13 protein-coding genes are annotated in these 17,945 nt (G+C 57.4%); 5 read left to right on the forward strand and 8 right to left on the reverse strand.

Annotated features, from left to right (window positions below; genetic code table 11):
* Positions 1 to 36: 36 nt before the first annotated feature.
* Positions 37 to 2,139 (forward strand): DNA-binding protein, encoded by a 2,103-nt coding sequence (locus M1D43_RS20400; RefSeq protein WP_498814472.1) that lies wholly within the window; start codon positions 37 to 39, stop codon positions 2,137 to 2,139.
* A gap of 15 nt (positions 2,140 to 2,154) precedes the next feature.
* Here the strand turns inward: M1D43_RS20400 and M1D43_RS20405 are convergent, their stop codons facing one another.
* The 4 genes from M1D43_RS20405 to M1D43_RS20420 all read right to left on the reverse strand — a co-directional run bounded on the left by M1D43_RS20405 (position 2,155) and on the right by M1D43_RS20420 (position 6,625).
* Positions 2,155 to 3,132 (reverse strand): DUF707 domain-containing protein, encoded by a 978-nt coding sequence (locus M1D43_RS20405; protein WP_080573428.1) that lies wholly within the window; start codon positions 3,130 to 3,132, stop codon positions 2,155 to 2,157.
* Positions 3,129 to 4,082: a glycosyltransferase family 2 protein gene (locus M1D43_RS20410; protein ID WP_004435678.1), complete on the reverse strand. Its 954-nt coding sequence runs from the start codon at positions 4,080 to 4,082 to the stop codon at positions 3,129 to 3,131. Before M1D43_RS20410 ends, M1D43_RS20405 begins: the two co-directional genes overlap by 4 nt.
* A 15-nt stretch (positions 4,083 to 4,097) precedes the next feature.
* A complete protein-coding gene (locus tag M1D43_RS20415) occupies positions 4,098 to 5,090 on the reverse strand; it encodes a class I SAM-dependent methyltransferase (protein ID WP_498814474.1) in 993 nt (330 codons plus the stop codon).
* Between the two features lie 521 nt (positions 5,091 to 5,611).
* Positions 5,612 to 6,625 carry a glycosyltransferase family 8 protein gene (locus M1D43_RS20420; RefSeq protein WP_004435672.1) on the reverse strand — a complete coding sequence of 338 codons (1,014 nt, stop codon included), beginning with the start codon at positions 6,623 to 6,625 and terminating at the stop codon, positions 5,612 to 5,614.
* 314 nt (positions 6,626 to 6,939) lie between these two features.
* Here M1D43_RS20420 and M1D43_RS20425 point away from each other — a divergent pair, with 314 nt between their 5' ends.
* The 3 genes from M1D43_RS20425 (at position 6,940) to M1D43_RS20435 (ending at position 11,701) form a co-directional block, all read left to right on the forward strand.
* A complete protein-coding gene (locus M1D43_RS20425) occupies positions 6,940 to 8,358 on the forward strand; it encodes a DUF4214 domain-containing protein (protein WP_004435670.1) in 1,419 nt (472 codons plus the stop codon).
* A 380-nt stretch (positions 8,359 to 8,738) separates the two neighbouring features.
* Positions 8,739 to 10,637: a polysaccharide biosynthesis tyrosine autokinase gene (locus M1D43_RS20430; protein ID WP_004435667.1), complete on the forward strand. Its 1,899-nt coding sequence runs from the start codon at positions 8,739 to 8,741 to the stop codon at positions 10,635 to 10,637.
* 230 nt (positions 10,638 to 10,867) lie between these two features.
* The gene (locus M1D43_RS20435) at positions 10,868 to 11,701 is read left to right on the forward strand and encodes a sugar transferase (protein WP_033048819.1); all 834 of its coding nucleotides are present in this window, start codon (positions 10,868 to 10,870) and stop codon (positions 11,699 to 11,701) included.
* A 44-nt stretch (positions 11,702 to 11,745) separates the two neighbouring features.
* On the opposite strand, the gene M1D43_RS20440 is transcribed toward M1D43_RS20435, so the two are convergent.
* From M1D43_RS20440 to M1D43_RS20450, 3 genes are all read right to left on the reverse strand, one after another.
* Positions 11,746 to 12,000 carry a hypothetical protein gene (locus M1D43_RS20440; RefSeq protein WP_004435663.1) on the reverse strand — a complete coding sequence of 85 codons (255 nt, stop codon included), beginning with the start codon at positions 11,998 to 12,000 and terminating at the stop codon, positions 11,746 to 11,748.
* Between the two features lie 427 nt (positions 12,001 to 12,427).
* Positions 12,428 to 13,858 carry a polysaccharide biosynthesis/export family protein gene (locus M1D43_RS20445; RefSeq protein WP_004435651.1) on the reverse strand — a complete coding sequence of 477 codons (1,431 nt, stop codon included), beginning with the start codon at positions 13,856 to 13,858 and terminating at the stop codon, positions 12,428 to 12,430.
* Positions 13,859 to 13,866: 8 nt separating this feature from the next.
* Positions 13,867 to 14,745, reverse strand: a complete 879-nt coding sequence (locus tag M1D43_RS20450) for a glycosyltransferase family 2 protein (RefSeq protein ID WP_004435647.1) — start codon at positions 14,743 to 14,745, stop codon at positions 13,867 to 13,869.
* A 301-nt stretch (positions 14,746 to 15,046) separates the two neighbouring features.
* Between M1D43_RS20450 and M1D43_RS20455 the strand changes: the two genes are divergently transcribed.
* Positions 15,047 to 16,279, forward strand: coding sequence for a glycosyltransferase family 4 protein (locus tag M1D43_RS20455; protein WP_014527302.1), 1,233 nt, complete (start codon positions 15,047 to 15,049; stop codon positions 16,277 to 16,279).
* On the opposite strand, the gene M1D43_RS20460 is transcribed toward M1D43_RS20455, so the two are convergent.
* A complete protein-coding gene (locus M1D43_RS20460; RefSeq protein WP_004435640.1) occupies positions 16,269 to 17,402 on the reverse strand; it encodes a glycosyltransferase family 4 protein in 1,134 nt (377 codons plus the stop codon). The two genes, M1D43_RS20455 and M1D43_RS20460, sit on opposite strands and share 11 nt — an antisense overlap.
* Positions 17,403 to 17,945: the final 543 nt, after the last annotated feature.

Below are 17,945 nucleotides of genomic sequence, written 5' to 3' on the forward strand. Positions count from 1 at the left end.
TTGTTACGACACGTCGGAGAACGGGAAGGGATGTCGATGACTGTATCGGTCGCAATCGATGTGGGGCCGCGAGATGATTCTGGCGGGCTGCTGGTCGCGGATGCCTTTTCCGACGATCGCGCCGCCGGCACGGTCATAGGAACTCATACCACTAACGGTGTGATTAGGGGCGGCTGTGATAGTGAACGGCAGATCGCTATCGACCATGGAACACTCCGGTTTCAACCGCTCGTCAAACCTGGTTGGGCACGCCAGGGGATCGCCTATGGCCCTTTCCGCCGTGCGAGCGGGCTCGTCATGGCTGTCTCCGTAACGAACGGGCACAACACGTCACAGGGCACAACCATCGGAGAGCACATCCTGAGGCGCATTCATCGCTGGGCGTTAGGCGCTAATGCTGACCCTTGGCCGAACCGGCTCGTTTCCTGGGCTTGCGGTCCGCGCAAAAAAGGGACGTTCAGGCGCTTCCTCTGGTGGGCACGCAGCACAAGGACTACCTACAAGCTTCCTGATTTCAACGAAAATCTCGCGCTGGGCTGGTTTACGAGCGATGCACCCCGCGACCCTCTTTCTGACGGATGCGGCTTCATCGTGCATGCAGCAAAAGGGGAAAACGGAGAATTGTGGACGCGGGTCGGGACGCGCTGTCTCAGTGCATTTCGCGGCCTGAAGAACTTGCAGATCTACTATTTCGTCGCTTTGCGTGAGCGGGGTGCAATCTACTATGCCGCCGCCATGGAGGGAGCGCATGGGCTCGCTGCCTTCCCGATGATGCGACCGATCGCCATCGATCCCTTCAATGACGACGAGACCCTCTACGCCGGCGTGCATCAATGCGTACTCGGCCAGATTGGTTTTCGCGTCGATACGCGCATTCATGGCATAAGAGTGCACAAAGTACCGGATTTAACGTCTCGGTTCGGGACAGCCCATGTCGGTGACCCGATGACGAGAGACGCGGTGGCCAGCGATATTGCTGGACGGAGTGGTTCTTGGCGTGTTTTGCGCGGCAATGTTGATCGCACGGACACGGGGGCCGTCGGAGGTGATGGTGTCGCCCTGGCAACATCCGACCCTGGCGTTCCTTCGGGGCTCATTCATGCGATCGCCGCGACCGGCGATACTCCGGGTGCTTGCGGTCTTGCGTGGCGCGTTCGGGATGGTGACAATTTCTGGCTCTTCAAGGTGTCTGGCGAAGGGAGTGCGCTCATCCGAGTAGAGCAGGGGGCAGAAGTCATCCTTGTCAGCGACGCGCGCCGAAGCCTAGCGCCAGACACCCTTCATTCGTTGCAGATTCTCGACGGATATGGGCAAATCGGTTGTTACCTGGATGGCGATCGCCTTTTCGGCATCGACGATCAACCGCTCGAAGAAGCTACTGCCACCGGCATATGGTTTAACGGCGCTGGTGGCGTGGAGATGCGAGATTTCGAAACGCATCCACGCGAAGTGCCCATACCGCCGTTTGTGCTCTTCGAGGCACCTTGGTTGCGGCTTGGCCATCACGCCGAAATCGTCGACGACTTCGCGGGCCCGTTCGGGGATCTTGCGGGACGCGCGCCGAGGATCGGCGGAGGAACCTGGGGGAAAACCTTCGGTGTCGGCTTGATTGATGTCACCGGTAACGGTGCGGCGCGCGTGCGAGGAACCGTTGAAAAGCCCCATCCGAACAGAACATTGTACACGCTGCCGTGGGATCAGGTTGGCTTCGCCGATTTGGAAGTCACTATTACGCCGCCCGGGGAAGAGCGCGGTCAAGCGCATTGTTGCCGTACAGGGCTCGTATTCTGGCAGGATCGGGACAATTACCTCACATTCACGGTTTATCTGGACGATGATTACCATGGTTCCTCGATTGCGCTGTTTACCAAGCGTCACGGTTTTGAAGAGCTTTATGACGCGGTGTGGACAATGCTGTGGACCAAGATCGACTGGGGCAAGCCCTTCCGCCTCCGCATTCCCTTCGATGGAGAGCGCTTTGTGGTCTTTGTCGATGACGAACCTGTGATGCAACGGGCTCTGACTGATTTGTATCCCGACGATCCGCCGCTGCAAATTTTGCGCGTGGGCCTGGCGGTGAATTGGGAATGGGGAAATGATACCGGATCGAGCCTTCAGTCGTTTATCGCCCGCCGTTGACGGCGTGCAAATTTGTCAGCAATCGGTCCGAATTGCGCTTGAGCGCGGCGCGTTTTCTGCAATGGGAATTCGGTGAAGGTTGGTTGGGCGCACGAAGCAGTGGCGTGTATAATCAGTAACAAGCCGGACAAAATACTTTAGGGGCACCGGTGTTCTGCGCCAGGCCGTCCATGTCGCTAGTGAATGCAGCCCGATGAGATATCGAGATGAGATTAGGCGGTCGTGCTTGTCTATTCCCGCGTAAGTGACGAATCCGCGAAACTCTGCTGCAAATCTCTTCAACACGCTTTCGACTTGCCTGTCGTAAGACTCGTTCGGGGCGAAACCCTGCTGTTTCATCGTCGTGCCGATAACCCTTGTGTGCGTCACGACCACCTCGTCAACAATCGCGTAGCGGAACCATGGATCGTCGTTAAGACGCGTCCACACAAGGTCTATTCCCGTTTCATAGCCGAGGCTAAATAACGGGAGTACCACACGCAGGTATTTCGCGCGGAATACGGGACACATCATCTCCACCGTGTTGGTGAATCGCAGTCGAAATCTGTGAATGGCGAGCGTCGCCGCGTATGAGAAGTGACTGTCCCAGGACAAGGCTGGTTGAAATAGGTCGAGACAGTAAGCCGCACCGATTTGAAACAGCCGGTTGATATCCTGCTTTGTCGCTTTGATGTCATCGTCAATAAGTGCGATGTATTCGTAGCGGTCCAGCAGTTCAGGATATCGTTGGAAGAGTTCGTTGTATCCGGCGATCTTTCGCCCAGGTAACAGGACGGACCACTGATCACTTGCGCCGGACGTAAGCTCCTCGTAAGCGGCCACGAGGAGATCGAACTCAGCCTCCCCCGTTCCCGCCGTCCAGCCCGCATGCAAAGAGTTGCGGCCCGCGCGCACGATGACCAGGTTTTTTCGCCGCAGTCGTGCGGTTGAATCACAAGGCGATGCTGGTCGGGTAATCTCCATCGGTTGGAAAGTGAGGTGCGGCTTGTTCATATTCGTGTTGACGGCTGGTTCGAGGAACCCTGTATCGACGTTAAGGCGCGCAACCCGATGGCGCGCAGTTTGGCGCGAAGTCGAGGTGAAAAGGCGCCGACGCCCTCCAGAACAAGTCGGCCTATCAGAGGAGGATCCAACATCCAAAGCGCAAGATGACAGAGCGAATGGTGAACTGGTGCTTGGCGTCTATGCCGATAGGCGATTACCACAAGATGCCTCAATCGGCTGGACAATTCGAAGGGATTCGAGCCTGATGCGTCCTGGTTGTGCCAAAGCAAGCGCTCACTGCTGTGCAAATTCACCGATCGTGTCGGATGATCGCGACTGTACAGAATTGCGCTTGGTACCCGGACGAATTTGCCAAGCAGTGCCATTTCGGCAAGGAGCGCGCAATCGGAGCCATAGTAGGGCTCATGGAGACACGTCTGAACAAGGGAACTCCGTCGCCACAGCCCGAACATTGCCGCATCGCATCCGTGCGCGGCAATCAATATCCGAAAGCGCGACGCAGGCGGCAAATTCCTCATGTTCGGCAAGTCTCGTTCCTGGTAGGCAGTCATTGCACCATACCGGTCGATGCCGAGCAAAGTAGGGTATGCGATCACGGCATCCGCATCCTCATCGAGAGCGTTTACAGTGTCCGTGAGAAAGTTGGCGCTGATCAGGTCATCATGCGCGCACCATTTGAAATAAGTGCCGCAGCTCAAGTTGAAAGCCCGGTTGAAGTTCCCTCCCGCTCCAAGGTTCCGTGTATTCCTGAAATAGCATATCCGGGCGTCGCGTTCGGCGAACGACTGGCAGATTTCCGCCGTTCTGTCCGTTGACGCATTGTCCGTAATGATAAGCTCGAAGTCCTCGAAATCCTGGTCGAGAAGCGATTGAATCGCCTCGGCTATGAAGTTCTCTCCGTTGTACACCGGCAATCCAAGGGAAACCCGCACCGACATGTTTCGCTCCGGTTATCATTTTCCCACTGCAACAATCTCCGGCTTGAGGCCCAGAGAGTTGAGCGCCTGGGTAACCTCATTGCCATAGATCGCGTTCATCACGATTACCAAATCCGGTGGCTGCTGTAACAATGCCTGCGGCGAGACGACGGGGTGGCCGGTGCCCGGGGTGTACTTGCCTTGTTTGTAAGGATTGATGTCAACCGCCGCATCCACTTCTTCGCCCAAGCCGAGCGTCGTCAGGAAAGAGACTGCTTTCGACCCGCCGCCCCACAGGACGATCCGGCGGCCAGAAGCGTGCGCCGCGGTAACACGTTCGTGCCACTGCTCCTGAAATGAGCTTACCCGGTTTGAAAAGGTCTCAACGAGCCGCTCTAATTCGCCAAGGTCATCCTCCAGCGGCAACGTCGGCCGCATTCGCCCTTCGGCCGGTCTGGCGTATTGGACGATATACTGGCCTCCATAGACCAATTCGAGATCGGTGACGTCGAAGCCCTCTTGCCGAAAGACACGGGCATGGGTGCCAGGGCTGAAATAGGAACAGTGCTCGTAGTAGATATCCCAGAATGCGGCTTCCTTGAGAACACGCTTTGCATCCGGCGTTTCAAAGACAATCCAGGTGTCATTACGCGTGCCGGCGAGTCGTCGAATTGAGCGGAGGAACTCCCGTACAGGCGCGATATGTTCGAGCGTATGACGGCAAAGAACTACATCCGCACTGAGATGCTCGTATTTGGGCCCAAAATGGTCGACGATGAAGTTCAGCCTGCGACCGCCGTCGCAGCCGCGTCCCTTGTCCGCCCGATAACCCGGGTCAATTCCGAGCCCGGTCGCACCACCCACGGCGCAGAGTTCCCGCAGGAATTCTCCTTTGCCGCAGCCGATCTCGAGCACGAGTTTTCCCGCAACTGCGCATACCTCCACGATCTCTCCGGCAAGTTTCTTCGCGAATGTGCCGAACGTGTCCGAAAAATGTTGGGATTCCTCGAAGTTCGTCGAATAGCCCATTACCGACTCGTCGAAGATGCGGTTAAAGATGAAGCCGCATCCTTGGCAGTAGGCAAGCTCAAGATCGCGTACAGGGAACGCGCGGGCTTCCTCCGCGGACCCCAGCAGAATGCAACTGTGCACGGGAATGGAAGAAGCCCGATAGATTGGCCTTGTACCGGTCGACGCACAGCAGGGACAACCTCCCGGTGCGGCGACTCTGGGCGGCCTCATAGGCGCCACATTGAGTTGGATCGAATCCATAACTTCACCGGTTCGAGTTGGGTGCACCGTTAGGTGCGTCAGAAGGTTGCCCTTGGGTGGCATCAGTGGCACGGTCACAGTTGTCTAAAGTGTGGATACCCTTCTGCGCTCCGGCAAGCTCGCCATTCGGAGTATAGGTTCGCTATTTCCGGCATCTAAATGGGTAGGTCGCGAACTGCGGAAGTTTCACGTGTGGTTGGCGATCACAACTGGAAAAGGTCACCGGGATCGCCTGTACATCGATACTGGCATCCCGGACCGCTACGGCCTAGTTTCCGTTAGCGGTCGTCGGCAAGAAGATGCAGGATTTTTCTTCTACGTGTGATCTTTCGCCATGGATAAACCCAAGTCATTCTGCTTCTGCTACGCCGCCGATGCGCTATGCCTGCCCTAGTCTGGGCCTCCGGGGGTACCGGTGTAACTATTGTGCTTCCGTGCAAGCGCATTTCGGCTGCGCAATAATAGCGATTGAAGGATTCATCCCACGGCCAACCGGGTGTGTTCCAGGGTTTGGGGCCCCCGGTAAAGTGCCATATTGCGGGACCGATACCTCGTCTCCGCGGATCGAGCACCATCATGTGTTCACTCTGGTAGTTGTAGCGGAGGGAGAGCATCGTGACGCGGCCACGCACCGCATGATTAAGCGCACTCTGATCCGAGGCGGGGCAATGTTCCGGGTGCTCAACCATGAATTTCATGGCGACAGGAACAATGTCGTTCCACGCCTCGCGTGAGGCGTAGATCACGCCGGAGTTGAAGTAAGTTTCGGGCCGGCAGCCTATGCCTTCCAGATGGGCTAGATCGCGCTTCTTACCACGACTGACCTCGTCCATGAAAATGTTCAGAAAATCTGGTGCGGCCATCAAACCTTCCGCTGGCGGCGTACTGGCCAAGAGGCTATCAAGTTCGCCATCGACCATTGTGTCTCCGTCAATATATAGAAACCGGTCGACCCCGTCATCAAGCAAACTGTCGATCCAAAATCTCGCGAGAGCTATAGGGGGCAGATAGTGATCGCGGTGGTATGGGGAAAGCTCGGCCAACTGCGGCAGTCTTGCTGCAATGACTTTAATCTTGGTCCCGGCGACCGCTTCGTCAAATTGGCGGGCCCATGTATCTTCAGCACCGACCACGAACATGCGAATTGCGGTGTCTGCGCCTTTCGTGTGTTGATCAGCAGACAGCGCGGCAGAAAATGTCGGAAGTGCGTAATTCTGATCAGTGACCAGGACAATCGCGGCGCTCCCGGAGGAACTCTGCCAGTTGGATGGAAAAACCGCGCCTTTGTCCACGTCCTAGTGCCTCCGCTGGAGCAATATCTGCCGGGAGCATCGACGAGCGCCCCGGGGAACGAGGCTCCCTTGCGTCTTGTACCGAAGGCAGCATTTTCGTCTTCGCATGCGGTTTCACGTCCCAGGCTATGGCGATCCGGTCGGCGCTCCCAGCACCAAATTCCACAAATTCAAGCGAGAGGTCATGCTGGCAAATAGTAGGCGAACGGTCGTCCAAAGGCGTAGCGAACGTCGCCGCCTCGTCAATTTCGACAAATTGCCGCGCGGGCCGGGCGGCGGCATGGTTCGGGGACCGAAATGAGAAGGATCTGGTCATGTTTACTCGGTTGGCAATCGGAACACTATGTCTCCTGACCACCGCCGCCTCCGGCTTCGCAGACATACTTTGGGGGGTCAACGGCCATCCGATCACGGCATATCCTGGCATTGGAATCGAACAACAACTCAATTACCTGGAGGATCTCGGCATGAAATCTTACCGCGTCAACATTTCCGACGCGGTCAGAGTACGGGACCTCGCGGCACTTGTGAAAGAAGGAAAGGCCCGCGGCATAGAAATCCTTCCCGTGATCACACCCGGCAACATAGACCTAGACAAGGACAGTGTGGGAAAGCTTTACGAGAAAGCCCATAGGCTCGCCGTAACGCTTGGCTCCCAGTTCAAGGCCGACATCCGGGTCTGGGAACTGGGTAACGAGATGGAAAACTATGCCATCATCAAGGCGTGCGAAAAGCGGGACGACGGTAGTCAATATCCGTGTGAATGGGGTCCTGCCGGTGGTGTCGGTCCACTGGACTATTATGGACCCAGATGGGCAAAGGTGAGCGCTGTCTTGAGAGGATTGTCGGATGGAATGACCGCCGTTGACCCGCAAATCCGCAAGGCAGTTGGCACTGCGGGTTGGGGGCACGTCGGTGCCTTTGAAAGGATGAAGCAGGACGGAATCGACTGGGATATCTCCGTCTGGCATATGTATGGCGAAGACCCTGAATGGGCGTTCAAGGAACTCGCACGTTATGGCCATCCCATCTGGGTCACGGAGTTCAACAACCCCCTCGGTAGCCAACGCAGCGACGAGCAGCAGGCAGACGGACTTAGGCAGGCGATGATGCGTTTACGCGAGTTACACTTGAAATACAGCGTAGAGGCGGCGCACGTTTACGAACTCTTGGACGAGACATATTGGGCACCCAATTTCGAGGCGTATATGGGACTCGTGAAGCTCATCGAAAAAAGTGACGGCGGCTGGGCAACAGGGGAACCCAAATCAGCCTATGCCGCGGCAAGGGAAGTCATTCTCGGGAAGCGCCCTGTAGTGCGCCCGAAAAGGGACTGTGAAATATCGGAAGTCAGGGCCTCCGAACCCCTCTCTGTACGACAGGGGCGCTTTGCCTACTGTCTCGTCCTGGGACACAGAAAAGATGCCGGTGCCATAGCCCGTTGGGCGGAGGCCTTGGAGAACGGTCAGACTAATGTCACGGAAATGATGCTCACCCTGATGCAATCCGATGAATTCAATCGGCGTTACGCCACCTTTGGCTTGACGGACCGGCCCTTCATCAGTTTTCTCTATCTCCTGCTCATGGACCGGTCAGCCGATCCCCACGGCCTCGACAGCTACGCGGGGCATCTGAGTGGCGGAACTATGACCAGGGAAAACGTTGCCTTGGGCATGATGCTATCGAGTGAGTTTCAGAGGAAATATGCTGCGCACCTTGGTGCGGGTCAGTGACATCTGCGATGTCAATGTCCATGAGGAAAGAAGGTTAGCTTTCCGCTCGCCCCGACTTGGCCTACACTTGCTAATTGGTCAGTGGCGCTCTCTGTCCATCGTAAATCCAATTGCCAATCGCTGATTTATGAAGGGTGTAGACCAACCTACTCCATTTGGGGGCATTTCCGCATCCCGCCCTTCAGTCTAACCTGCAATTTTAGGATAATTCGGATCGCAGCAGGTCTGCAAATGGACGTGCACATCTATTCCGTAGCGCAAGAGGGTTGGCCCCACCGGTCGAGAAATTCACTAGGGATTCCCTGGCCGAGGGGCGCTAGAATGTATCTTACGCTTGCCCGGCACTTCCACCCGATCCACGCGAGCTGCGGGCGGACACCATGCTAGAGCGCCAATGGTCCGCAGCGGCGGGCCAGCAGAATTTGTATGGACCAGGTGGGGACTCCGAGTTTATCGGCTTTGCCGATATCACCTCGTTTGTCCGGCAGCGTATATTTCTGATCATGGCATTTCCGTTGCTCGGGCTGCTCGGCGCCGGCTTTTCGTTAGCTACAACGGATTCGATCTTCACGGCTCGTACCCAGATTCTCATCGAACCGAAGATCCCCGAATTGCTGCAACGGCAATCCGGCGAGATTAATTTGTCCCTGGACACGTCCCAGGTTGAAACCCAGCTCGCGGTCCTCAGGTCCGAGAAGATTGCTTTGATGGTGATCGAAGAGTTGGACCTCGTCGACAACCCGCGGTTCAAGTCCGTGAGCAGCCCGAGCATGGTGGAGCGCGTCGGACGAATAAAGGAAATGGCCGTCGACATGCTCGCTCTCGACGGCGATCCGCAACATCAGGCGATTCCGAAACCAGCTTCGCCAATCGCAGACCGGTCGGAAACAAAGGCCGTCATTGCACAACTATCGGAGTTTGAGCGCAGGCGCATCGTAGTCGAAACATTTAGAGAGAGCTTGGGCGTCCAGCGCGTTGGTGTCTCCTATGCTATCGATATAACTTTCCAGTCCCACGATCCCGCACTTGCTGCAAAGGTCGCCAATGCCACAGCGGCAGCGTTCGTTCGCGAACAGTTGGAGACCCGAGCTGCAGCCGCACGCGAAGGCGTGGCATGGCTCGAAAAGCGAATCGAGGAAGTGCGCACCCAGATGAATCTGGCCACGCAGGTGACCCAAGAGTTTCGCGCCAAGCACGACTACAGCGTTGGCCGTCAACTTGGGGCTACAATCGTGGACGGGGAGGTCGTGGCGTCCGGACAAGGGGAGGGAGTAACGCGAAACGGCCCTACCCTCGAGGAACTCGAGGTTACCGCGGACACATATCGAAAGATGTATGAAAGCCTGTTGGCCGCATTCACCAGTTCTGTGAACCAACAACCTTATCTGATCGCCGACGCACGCGTCATCACGCCGGCCACGCGACCGCTCGCAGCCAGTCACCCGCGGAAGAAGCTTGTGCTCGCATTGGGGGGGCTTTCGGGGTTGATGGCCGGCTTCGGGCTGGCATTCGCACGGCATACACTGGACCGGACAATACGGACGTCGAGGCAGGTCAGGGACGAGTTGGGCTTTGACTGCGTCGGGGAGCTGCCACCAGTGGGCTTTCTGCGAGGCTTTGGACAACTGGATGACGTACTAAGGCGGCCAGAGTCTCTGTTCAGCCGGAATCTCAGGCATACAAAGGGGGCCATTAGCCTGGCTGATGTCGCGCATCCCTTGCGATGCATCGGCGTCACCTCGGCCACTCCGGATGACGGCAAGAGCACGGTTGCGAGCAACCTTGCAGCGCTGTATGCCGTCTCCGGCATGCGGACTCTCGTAATCGACGCCGATGGTTTCCACTCCACGTTGACCAAGCGCCTTCCGCATTCGCGGGCACCGGCCGGCGAGAACCGCGACGGAGCGGAAATAGAAGGGCAGATCACATCCGTCCCAGGGTTGCAATTTGATCTCTTGCCAAGTCCGGCGTCCGATACGCTCCGTCTAATTACACCCAAGAATCTGGAAGCATTATTGGTCAATGAACTCGATAGCTATGAGATCATCATTGTCGACCTTCCGCCGTTCACCTCTGGGGTGCACGGTTTGGTGGCTGCTTCTGTGCTCGACGGTGTGCTCATCGTTGCGGAATGGGGGAAAACCCCCCTGGACCTCGTCGGCGAGCTTTCACGCATTTTGCGGATTACAAAGACCGCAGTGATCGGCGTGGTCATGACGAAGGTCCGTAGCTTGTCGACGCGACAATATCGCAAGCGCGCCACTCAGACGGGGCATTGATTGCAGGGGCCTTGCAGGACGTCCGCCCTTCTTCCTGGGCGCCAGACCGTACGGTTCGGCGAATTGTCGTGATGCGACCGCCGAGCCGCATTCGAAGCGCGTAGCCGGTAGCAACTTAGTAGTAGGCAGCGGCGGCTGTGGCAAAAACGTTACGCCCTTTGCCGTTCTTGCCTCGCAGCGGCGGCGGCTGAAGAATATCTAGGTGAGATACCCTGGGGACCGCTGAGATCATGACAGTCAACACTCCTGGTCTTCGTCCAGACCGTCGCGGAATAGTCGCCAGGTTGCTCGGTAGCAACAGCTCCTTGACGGGCGTGCGCCGTTCCTCACATTCGGGAGCCTCCTCAAAAGAACGACCGAGTTTCAAATGGCCGCCCCTTCCTATTGAAGGCAGCGATGCTGAGGGTCAGCCCTTGGCGATTGCAAGACCACATGGACCAGATCTCCAGCCCCTTGGCGGTAGGCCCAAGAGAGGCTTGGACCTCGCAGTCGCGTCGACGGCTCTTGTTCTGGCCCTGCCATTAATGGCCGTCGTCGCACTCCTCATCAAGGTCATCACGGGGGGCCCGGTCCTGTTCGTCCATCGCCGCATCGGATTCAACGGCACGCCATTCGATTGCTATAAGTTTCGAACGATGGCGGAGAACGCGGACCAGGTACTCGAGGAGTATCTTGCTTGCAATCCACGGGCAGCCGAGGAGTGGCGGGAAACCCAAAAGCTCAAAAATGATCCGCGCACCACCCTGCTCGGCCAAATGTTGAGGAAGTCCAGCCTTGATGAACTTCCTCAACTGATCAATATCATCCGAGGGGAGATGAGCTGCGTCGGACCCCGGCCCATCGTGGCAGGGGAGATGTCGCGATATGGTGCCGTGGCGTACGAGTATCTGAAAACCCGCCCCGGTTTGACGGGCCTTTGGCAGATAAGTGGCAGGAATGACATTGACTACGCGAGCCGAGTTGCCCTCGACGCGCAATACGTACGGAATTGGTCCATTTGGACTGATCTCATCATCCTGGCTAAAACAGCCTACGCGGTCATGAGGTTCGATGAGGCATCTTAGAGGGCCCGATAGACGTGGCACGTCCGCTGGCTGCAATCGACTGCCTATCGCCAATGTCGATCGAAGGGCGACCTGTGCAACAAAGTCGCAAAGAGAACACCAATGAGATAGGTAGCTTGTAAGGTGAGAACGAGATACAAGGTCGTCAAAAACGTGCGTTGGTCTGAAAACCCCAAGCACTGCATCGCGGTGACGCTCACCATAATCGTTATAAAGGACGCGACGATGAGCGCAGGCACCCTGAGGCGAACGCCGATCAGCACGCCGGCCGCTCCGACCGCAAGGAAGCTCCAAGCCATACCAACCTCCTCGGAGGCGTCCGAAGGGAAACCAATCAACCCCCAGAAAAGCAGAGTCGCTTGGACTTGTGAACGTGGGTTCTAAATTTTTCATGGCTTTTCCATCGCCAGTGCCCTGTCAACACACTCTGTGCAGCCATCTTAACTTGCCTGGCAGCGATCGGTCCGCATGAGCTTGGATCTTTGACCTTGATCTTTGCTGGCGGCTCATGGCTGCTCGCATCGCGAGGCATTCATTTCATCATTGTCGGAACGTATTTTGCTGTCCGCCACCGATGTGAGAGGTCGCCGTCGAAGCCATGAAAACGCCGCGATGCTCGACCGCTTGCCCTTCCACAGATCAACATATGGGCTTACAGCTGCGACCATCCAGTCGGTGCATATCGACTACGGCCGGAATTCGCTTGCTATCACAGTATTGAAGAGCTTAGCGAACATTCGGCACTCTGGATGTCGTCGGCGCGATCGAGAGCGCAGTGGTGCCCGGGGGGCCTGGATCGGTGGCTTCGAAGTCCTCTAGGTCGGGCATGGGAATTTCGACCTTCAAGGTATCACCCGGCTTGACCACGTTCGACTCGCCTGCCCGCAGTTCCTCGCTGTGGCCATTTGTCGTGCGCACGATGGTGTAGATCGGTTCGGCCTTAGCGGCCCGAGCTTGGCGCGCCAGAAGCCGAGGCGCTGAGATTTCCGACTCATGGAGTAGTTCAATCGCCGTCTCTGCCTTGCGACCCAGTGCATCGAGTTCCGCTTGTGTCAGGCGCAGAGTTGCAGTGACTTCGTTCACGTACCGATTGCGCAATTCCAGAATGGAGATCTCTGTCTTGCTAATCTCCTGTCGCGTGCGGAGAAGGCTTGTCTCACCCGCTAATCGTTCACTTTGATACTGCGCGAGCGCGCGTTCCAATGACATCTCTCGTGGAGCGGCCGCGAGGCCCTTGGAAACTAGCGATGATACATCCCCCAGCTCCTTCTGGATGAGGGCGATCTGCCTGTCGTGGAAAACAAGTTGCTTGTCCAATGATATGAGCTCCTTTTCCAGAAAGGCGCGAAGATTTTCAAGTGCACGGATCTGGGTCTCTAGCCCTTCGCGGCGGGCCTGGAAGATTGACCGTTCCTGCTCCATGAGAAGCGTGACCGCGCGATCGTCTTGACGAGAAATCAGCGAGCCCGGAAACTCAATTTTGTTTGCATGCTTAAGCTCGGCCTCCAGTCGCGCCTTGCGGGCCAGAAGATTGATATTCTCAAGCCCGAGAAGGCTGACATCTCCTCTTCCCTGGATCATTTCGCGCTCGAACCTGGCGATGCTTTCTTCCCTCGTTCTCAGGCCTCCGGCGATGCTTAGCGCCTGGAGAACCGTAAGCTCCGGCCTGTATGGAAATTCCCCCGGTTGCATCACATGCCCGACGATATAAAAGGGTCTGTACTGAATGACTTCAACTGCTGCATCGGGACGCCTGCCGAGGCCCATATTGCGCTTCAAGTTATCGCCAATCGCGTAGGCGAGGCTGTTCGGCGTGAGACCGGCGGCAGGGATTGCCCCGACAAAGGGCAGTGACAATGTCCCGCCCGCGCTCACCGTGAAGGTATCATTCAAAGCCTTCCATTCAAAAATAACGTCACGCGAGGCGCGCCATTCATAAATTTTGACGCGTACCTTGTCCTGAGGTCCGAGGAGATATTCATCGTTGGCGATGGCCGCAATTGGCCCACATACGGCGAAAACAGAAAGCGCAGCCGACAAGGCGAAAAGGCCAATGCAACGCCTGATACGCTTGGACAAAACGCCGGCTGGCACAAGACCCCGCACTTCCAGTGAAAACGGCAATTTGGATCGCGGGTGTTTGTGTGAGGGCATCATCTGGCCTCCTATGCGGCTATCTTCTGGATGTATTCGGGCTCGATCCGGCCCTTCAGCAGATGTGCGAGGGCTATAAGATTGCCGCGAAGGCGTCCCCGCCGATCGACGTATGGCTCCGGCCAAAGGCTGCGAACCAGATTGGCGGCTATGTTGCGTGCTATCAATGGCAGCGCGAAACTAGCTGGTACGGTTCCTTTTCTCATCAGGTAAGTTGGGTTGATGATCTGCGAGTAGCCAAAGCGTTCGCCACTGACGCGGCCGATCTTGAGCCCGAGATGGACGCCGCGCAGTGTGTTCAGACCAATTACCCGACCGAAACGTCTCAACTGACTTGTGAAATCGATGTCCTCCTGCCAACCGTAAAGGACCAGCCGCTCATCGAAGCGCAACTCGCCGACAAACTTCATTCGAATCGACATGTTGCAGCCATAGGCGCCGACATGATCAACGATTTTTGGCTTGACAGGCATTTTCGATGGTTCGGCCGCAAGGACCTGAAGCCCCTCCGCCCAGCTCAGACCTGCAGTTCGGGCGCCGTCCTTGACGACGTGCCCCATCACCACCGCCCAGTCCTCATGCTCCTGAAACGCCAGTTCGACAAGGCGCAAATAATCGTCCTTAGGGATGAAGTCGTCGTCGAAGAAAGTGATCACATCAAAGCGCTCCAAGACCTGCTCGAGCGCTCGGTTGCGTTGTGCGCACAATCCGCGCCTTCCTAAGACAATGGAAATCGGAAATACGCGCGGCTCGTAGACCGGAACGTGCGTCTCGTCAGGAGCTGATACGACCACCTCGTCCGGCAGCCTTTCCTGCCGTTCGAGGTGCACGAGAAGCTGAGCAAGCTGCTCTTTGCGGCCGAAAGTGGCAATGATCACGGCCAGTTTCATCAATAGCTCGCTATCCGGCAACTGACATAATCGGGGGCCTTCGCCTGGCGAACTTTCATCCTAGGCGAGCCCGGGCGACCAGACAGCCTGTGAATAAGGCTGCCGAGGTGCCGGGGGGCTGGCCCATCAGACGTAGCCACCATACGCATTTTGATTATGTCCGCCTCGCAGGAGAGAACCGTCTAAGCCCGATTGCCACCTTGCCCGCGTCAACGGCCGAACAGAGACTGTTTGGCGTGCGCCCCAGAACCGCATTCATGTGGAGAATTTGGAGGCACATCGGCTGAGGGGGTGTTCCCACATGCATTATATGCGCAGGGACGAACTGGCCACGATCACGCGCCTTAGGCCGCATAGACGCACTTCTGGTCAAACGCCGCCCGCCTTGGCGGACCGCAGCGCAAGACTCGCCATCGTACACGATTGGTGCCCAAACTTTCGCGGTGGTGAGCGTGTGCTTGCCCGCATATGCAAGCTGTTCCCAAATGCAGAGGTCTTCACCCTGTTCGACTTTCTGCCAAAGGACATAAAGGAGCAGTATTTTCACGATGTCGCGTTTCATTCCTCGGTCGCCAACCGATTGCCATTGGTGCAAAAATATTATCGCTCCCTGTTTTTTCTTTGCCCTTTTCTCATCGAGCAGTTCGATGTCACCGGCTACGATGCCGTGATCTCGTCCTCCGCCGCCTTCGCGCGCGGAGTTCTAACCCGGCCTGACCAGCCACATTTATGCTACGTACACAGCCCCATTCGCTACGCGTGGGACGAACAGTTTTCCTATCTTGCGCAGGGCCGTCTTGGATTTGGCCCAAAGGGCCTGCTCTTCCGCTACATGCTGCATAATCTAAGGACCTGGGACACCCGAACCGCCCACGGGCCCGATCTCATGCTGGCCAATTCGAGCTATGTGCGCTCTCGTATCCAGCGAATTTACGGCCGGGAAGCTCAGGTCGTCTTTCCGCCGGTTGCCCTCGACGAACTTGAATTCATCGCCTGCAAAGACGACTACTACGTTACGGCCTCTTTTCTCGCGCCCTACAAACGCACGGACCTTGTCATACGGGCATTCAACGAGATGCCATCGAGGCGGCTGGTCGTGGTAGGAGAGGGGCAACAGTCGCAGAGCCTGCGGGGCATGGCTAGCTCCAACGTCAGCTTCACAGGTTACTTGCCACGACAGGAATATGTGAGGACCGTCGCCAGGGCGCAGGCGATGGTGTTCGCTGGTTGCGAGGATTTCGGAATAGCTCTGGCGGAAGCACAAGCATGCGGTACGCCACTGATCGTTTTCGGCCGTGGCGGCGCGCGCGATATCGTGCAGCCGTTCGGCGAAGCCGAGCATCCAACTGGTATTCTCTTTGGCATCCAATCGGTGGAGTCGCTCAAGGAGGCCATCCACGTCTTCGAGCAGAACCAGCCGGCGATCAAATCGCAGGCGTGCCGATCGAATGCGGACAGATTTTCCGAAGGCCGCTTCGACCTGGCGATCCTGAAGGCGCTTGCAGTGGCGCAGGCGGCCCACTTCAGGCGATAGATACGGCAACCGGGCCGCCGGATGGCTTGGACATTCCGTCCAAAACTGCCATTATGTCGAGATATCGGCTAGCCGACGCCTTCCACTGGAAATTTGACGCTTGCATCCTGCCAATGCCGATCATTTCATCGCGCACGTCGGGCATGTTGCGCACCCGCATGAAGCGGTCGAACCAAGCTTCGGCGTCGTTAGGAGATGCGTAGAGAGCCGCTTCACCGCAGATTTCGGGTAAGCTGGCCCGGTTGGACACAACGATGGGGCACCCGATGGACATGGCTTCGAGCGGAGGCAGACCGAAGCCCTCTATGAAAGAGGGGAACGCGAGGCACAGGCAGTCCTGGAGCAGCGCCGCCAGTTCCTCATCCGAGAGCCTTCCCAGCCAAGTGACATTGCTGGCCGATTCTTTCCGGCCGGAAGTTTTGTAAACGCGCGCGTCGGACATGCCGACCACCGCTATTCGTAGCCCCACCGCGGCAAGCCTTTCGGCCATACCGATGATCAGGCCGGTGTTCTTGTGAGCAATTGCGCTTCCAATGACGACGATCGTGTCCCGCCCCGCGACGGCCCGAGTCCTTTGGGAATGCCGCGGCTTCCACGAGGCTGCGTGCTCGTGCCCGTTTGGGATCACCGTGATCTTGTCCGGTCCGCATATTCGATGACGGACGAGCTCGCCGGCAGAGTAGCGCGAGACGGTCGCGACCGCCGCGACTCTCCTCCCCAAAGCAGGTAGTAAGGTGCGGTAGAGCAGCCGGAACGGGAGCGAATAGCTCTGTGGGTAGGTTCGCGTGTTGACATCATGGATGCACAGGATCTGCTTTCGGACGCTCAAGGGGCCGGTATTGCAGAAGCTGAGAAGTCCACCTCGAACGTGAGCTGCAAGTGCTGCCTGCTCCCACAAGTGGCCGTGCATAGGGGCAATGGCAATGGCGCGCGTTGAGATCGCTCTGAGGGAAGGGACCTTTGCATCGCGAGGAACGAGCAATTCGATCTTGAGCCTGCTGGCGAGGAGGGGCTGGTTGACGATTAGTTCGTCCAAGGCACGCACGATCTCAAAAGCGTATCGCTGAACGCCCGTAAGAGGCTGCGCCAGAAAGCGTCCATTAATCGTCCACGAGCGTTCCATAGTCCGCCACCGCGCGCGTTATACCGCGTCCAAGCCTAGCGCAAACCATCGGACTTTTCTTCCTAGCCGCAATCAGCCCTTGGAGTGAGTACCGACGCCCGCTGCTTTGTCCTCGGCGCGGCCAGGCGAGCCGCGTTCCGGCGAAAGGCTCACCACGTCACCACCTTTTGGATAGCGCTCTTACTCATTGGCGTTAGACCCGGTGAAGGTCGCAGGATGATGGCCATCGGGTAGGCCACCTTTACCTCCAATGGGTTCGTTTCGAAAGCGCGCATGTGGAGGTACTTTCGAAAGGACACAAGCCGACGGCATAACGCCTCCAGGTGGACGATAAATGGGCCCGAGCGACCGACGGGAAGTTGAACGACCGGAGCCCAAATTGTCATTGGATGTTCCATTGCGTGTTCGGCCAATGTCGTCCGCGGTGGAGTAGCAAGCATGACCGATGTCGGGGGCGCTCGCCCGGTCGACCAGCAGAGTACTCGTGCGAAATCGGCGCTACGGCATGGATGCGACGGAGGGGGACCGGCGCTCGCGGCTCCT

Source organism: Ensifer sp. R1-3 (assembly GCF_056739175.1).

Bases quoted from the DNA above. Each gene is read 5' to 3' on its own strand.
- M1D43_RS20400 (WP_498814472.1), top strand. From the start codon at position 37: ATGACTGTATCGGTCGCAATCGATGTGGGGCCGCGAGATGATTCTGGC.
- M1D43_RS20405 (WP_080573428.1), bottom strand. From the start codon at position 3,132: ATGAACAAGCCGCACCTCACTTTCCAACCGATGGAGATTACCCGACCA.
- M1D43_RS20410 (WP_004435678.1), bottom strand. From the start codon at position 4,082: ATGTCGGTGCGGGTTTCCCTTGGATTGCCGGTGTACAACGGAGAGAAC.
- M1D43_RS20415 (WP_498814474.1), bottom strand. From the start codon at position 5,090: ATGGGCTATTCGACGAACTTCGAGGAATCCCAACATTTTTCGGACACG.
- M1D43_RS20425 (WP_004435670.1), top strand. From the start codon at position 6,940: ATGTTTACTCGGTTGGCAATCGGAACACTATGTCTCCTGACCACCGCC.
- M1D43_RS20430 (WP_004435667.1), top strand. From the start codon at position 8,739: ATGCTAGAGCGCCAATGGTCCGCAGCGGCGGGCCAGCAGAATTTGTAT.
- M1D43_RS20435 (WP_033048819.1), top strand. From the start codon at position 10,868: ATGACAGTCAACACTCCTGGTCTTCGTCCAGACCGTCGCGGAATAGTC.
- M1D43_RS20440 (WP_004435663.1), bottom strand. From the start codon at position 12,000: ATGGCTTGGAGCTTCCTTGCGGTCGGAGCGGCCGGCGTGCTGATCGGC.
- M1D43_RS20445 (WP_004435651.1), bottom strand. From the start codon at position 13,858: ATGATGCCCTCACACAAACACCCGCGATCCAAATTGCCGTTTTCACTG.
- M1D43_RS20450 (WP_004435647.1), bottom strand. From the start codon at position 14,745: ATGAAACTGGCCGTGATCATTGCCACTTTCGGCCGCAAAGAGCAGCTT.
- M1D43_RS20455 (WP_014527302.1), top strand. From the start codon at position 15,047: ATGCATTATATGCGCAGGGACGAACTGGCCACGATCACGCGCCTTAGG.
- M1D43_RS20460 (WP_004435640.1), bottom strand. From the start codon at position 17,402: ATGGAACGCTCGTGGACGATTAATGGACGCTTTCTGGCGCAGCCTCTT.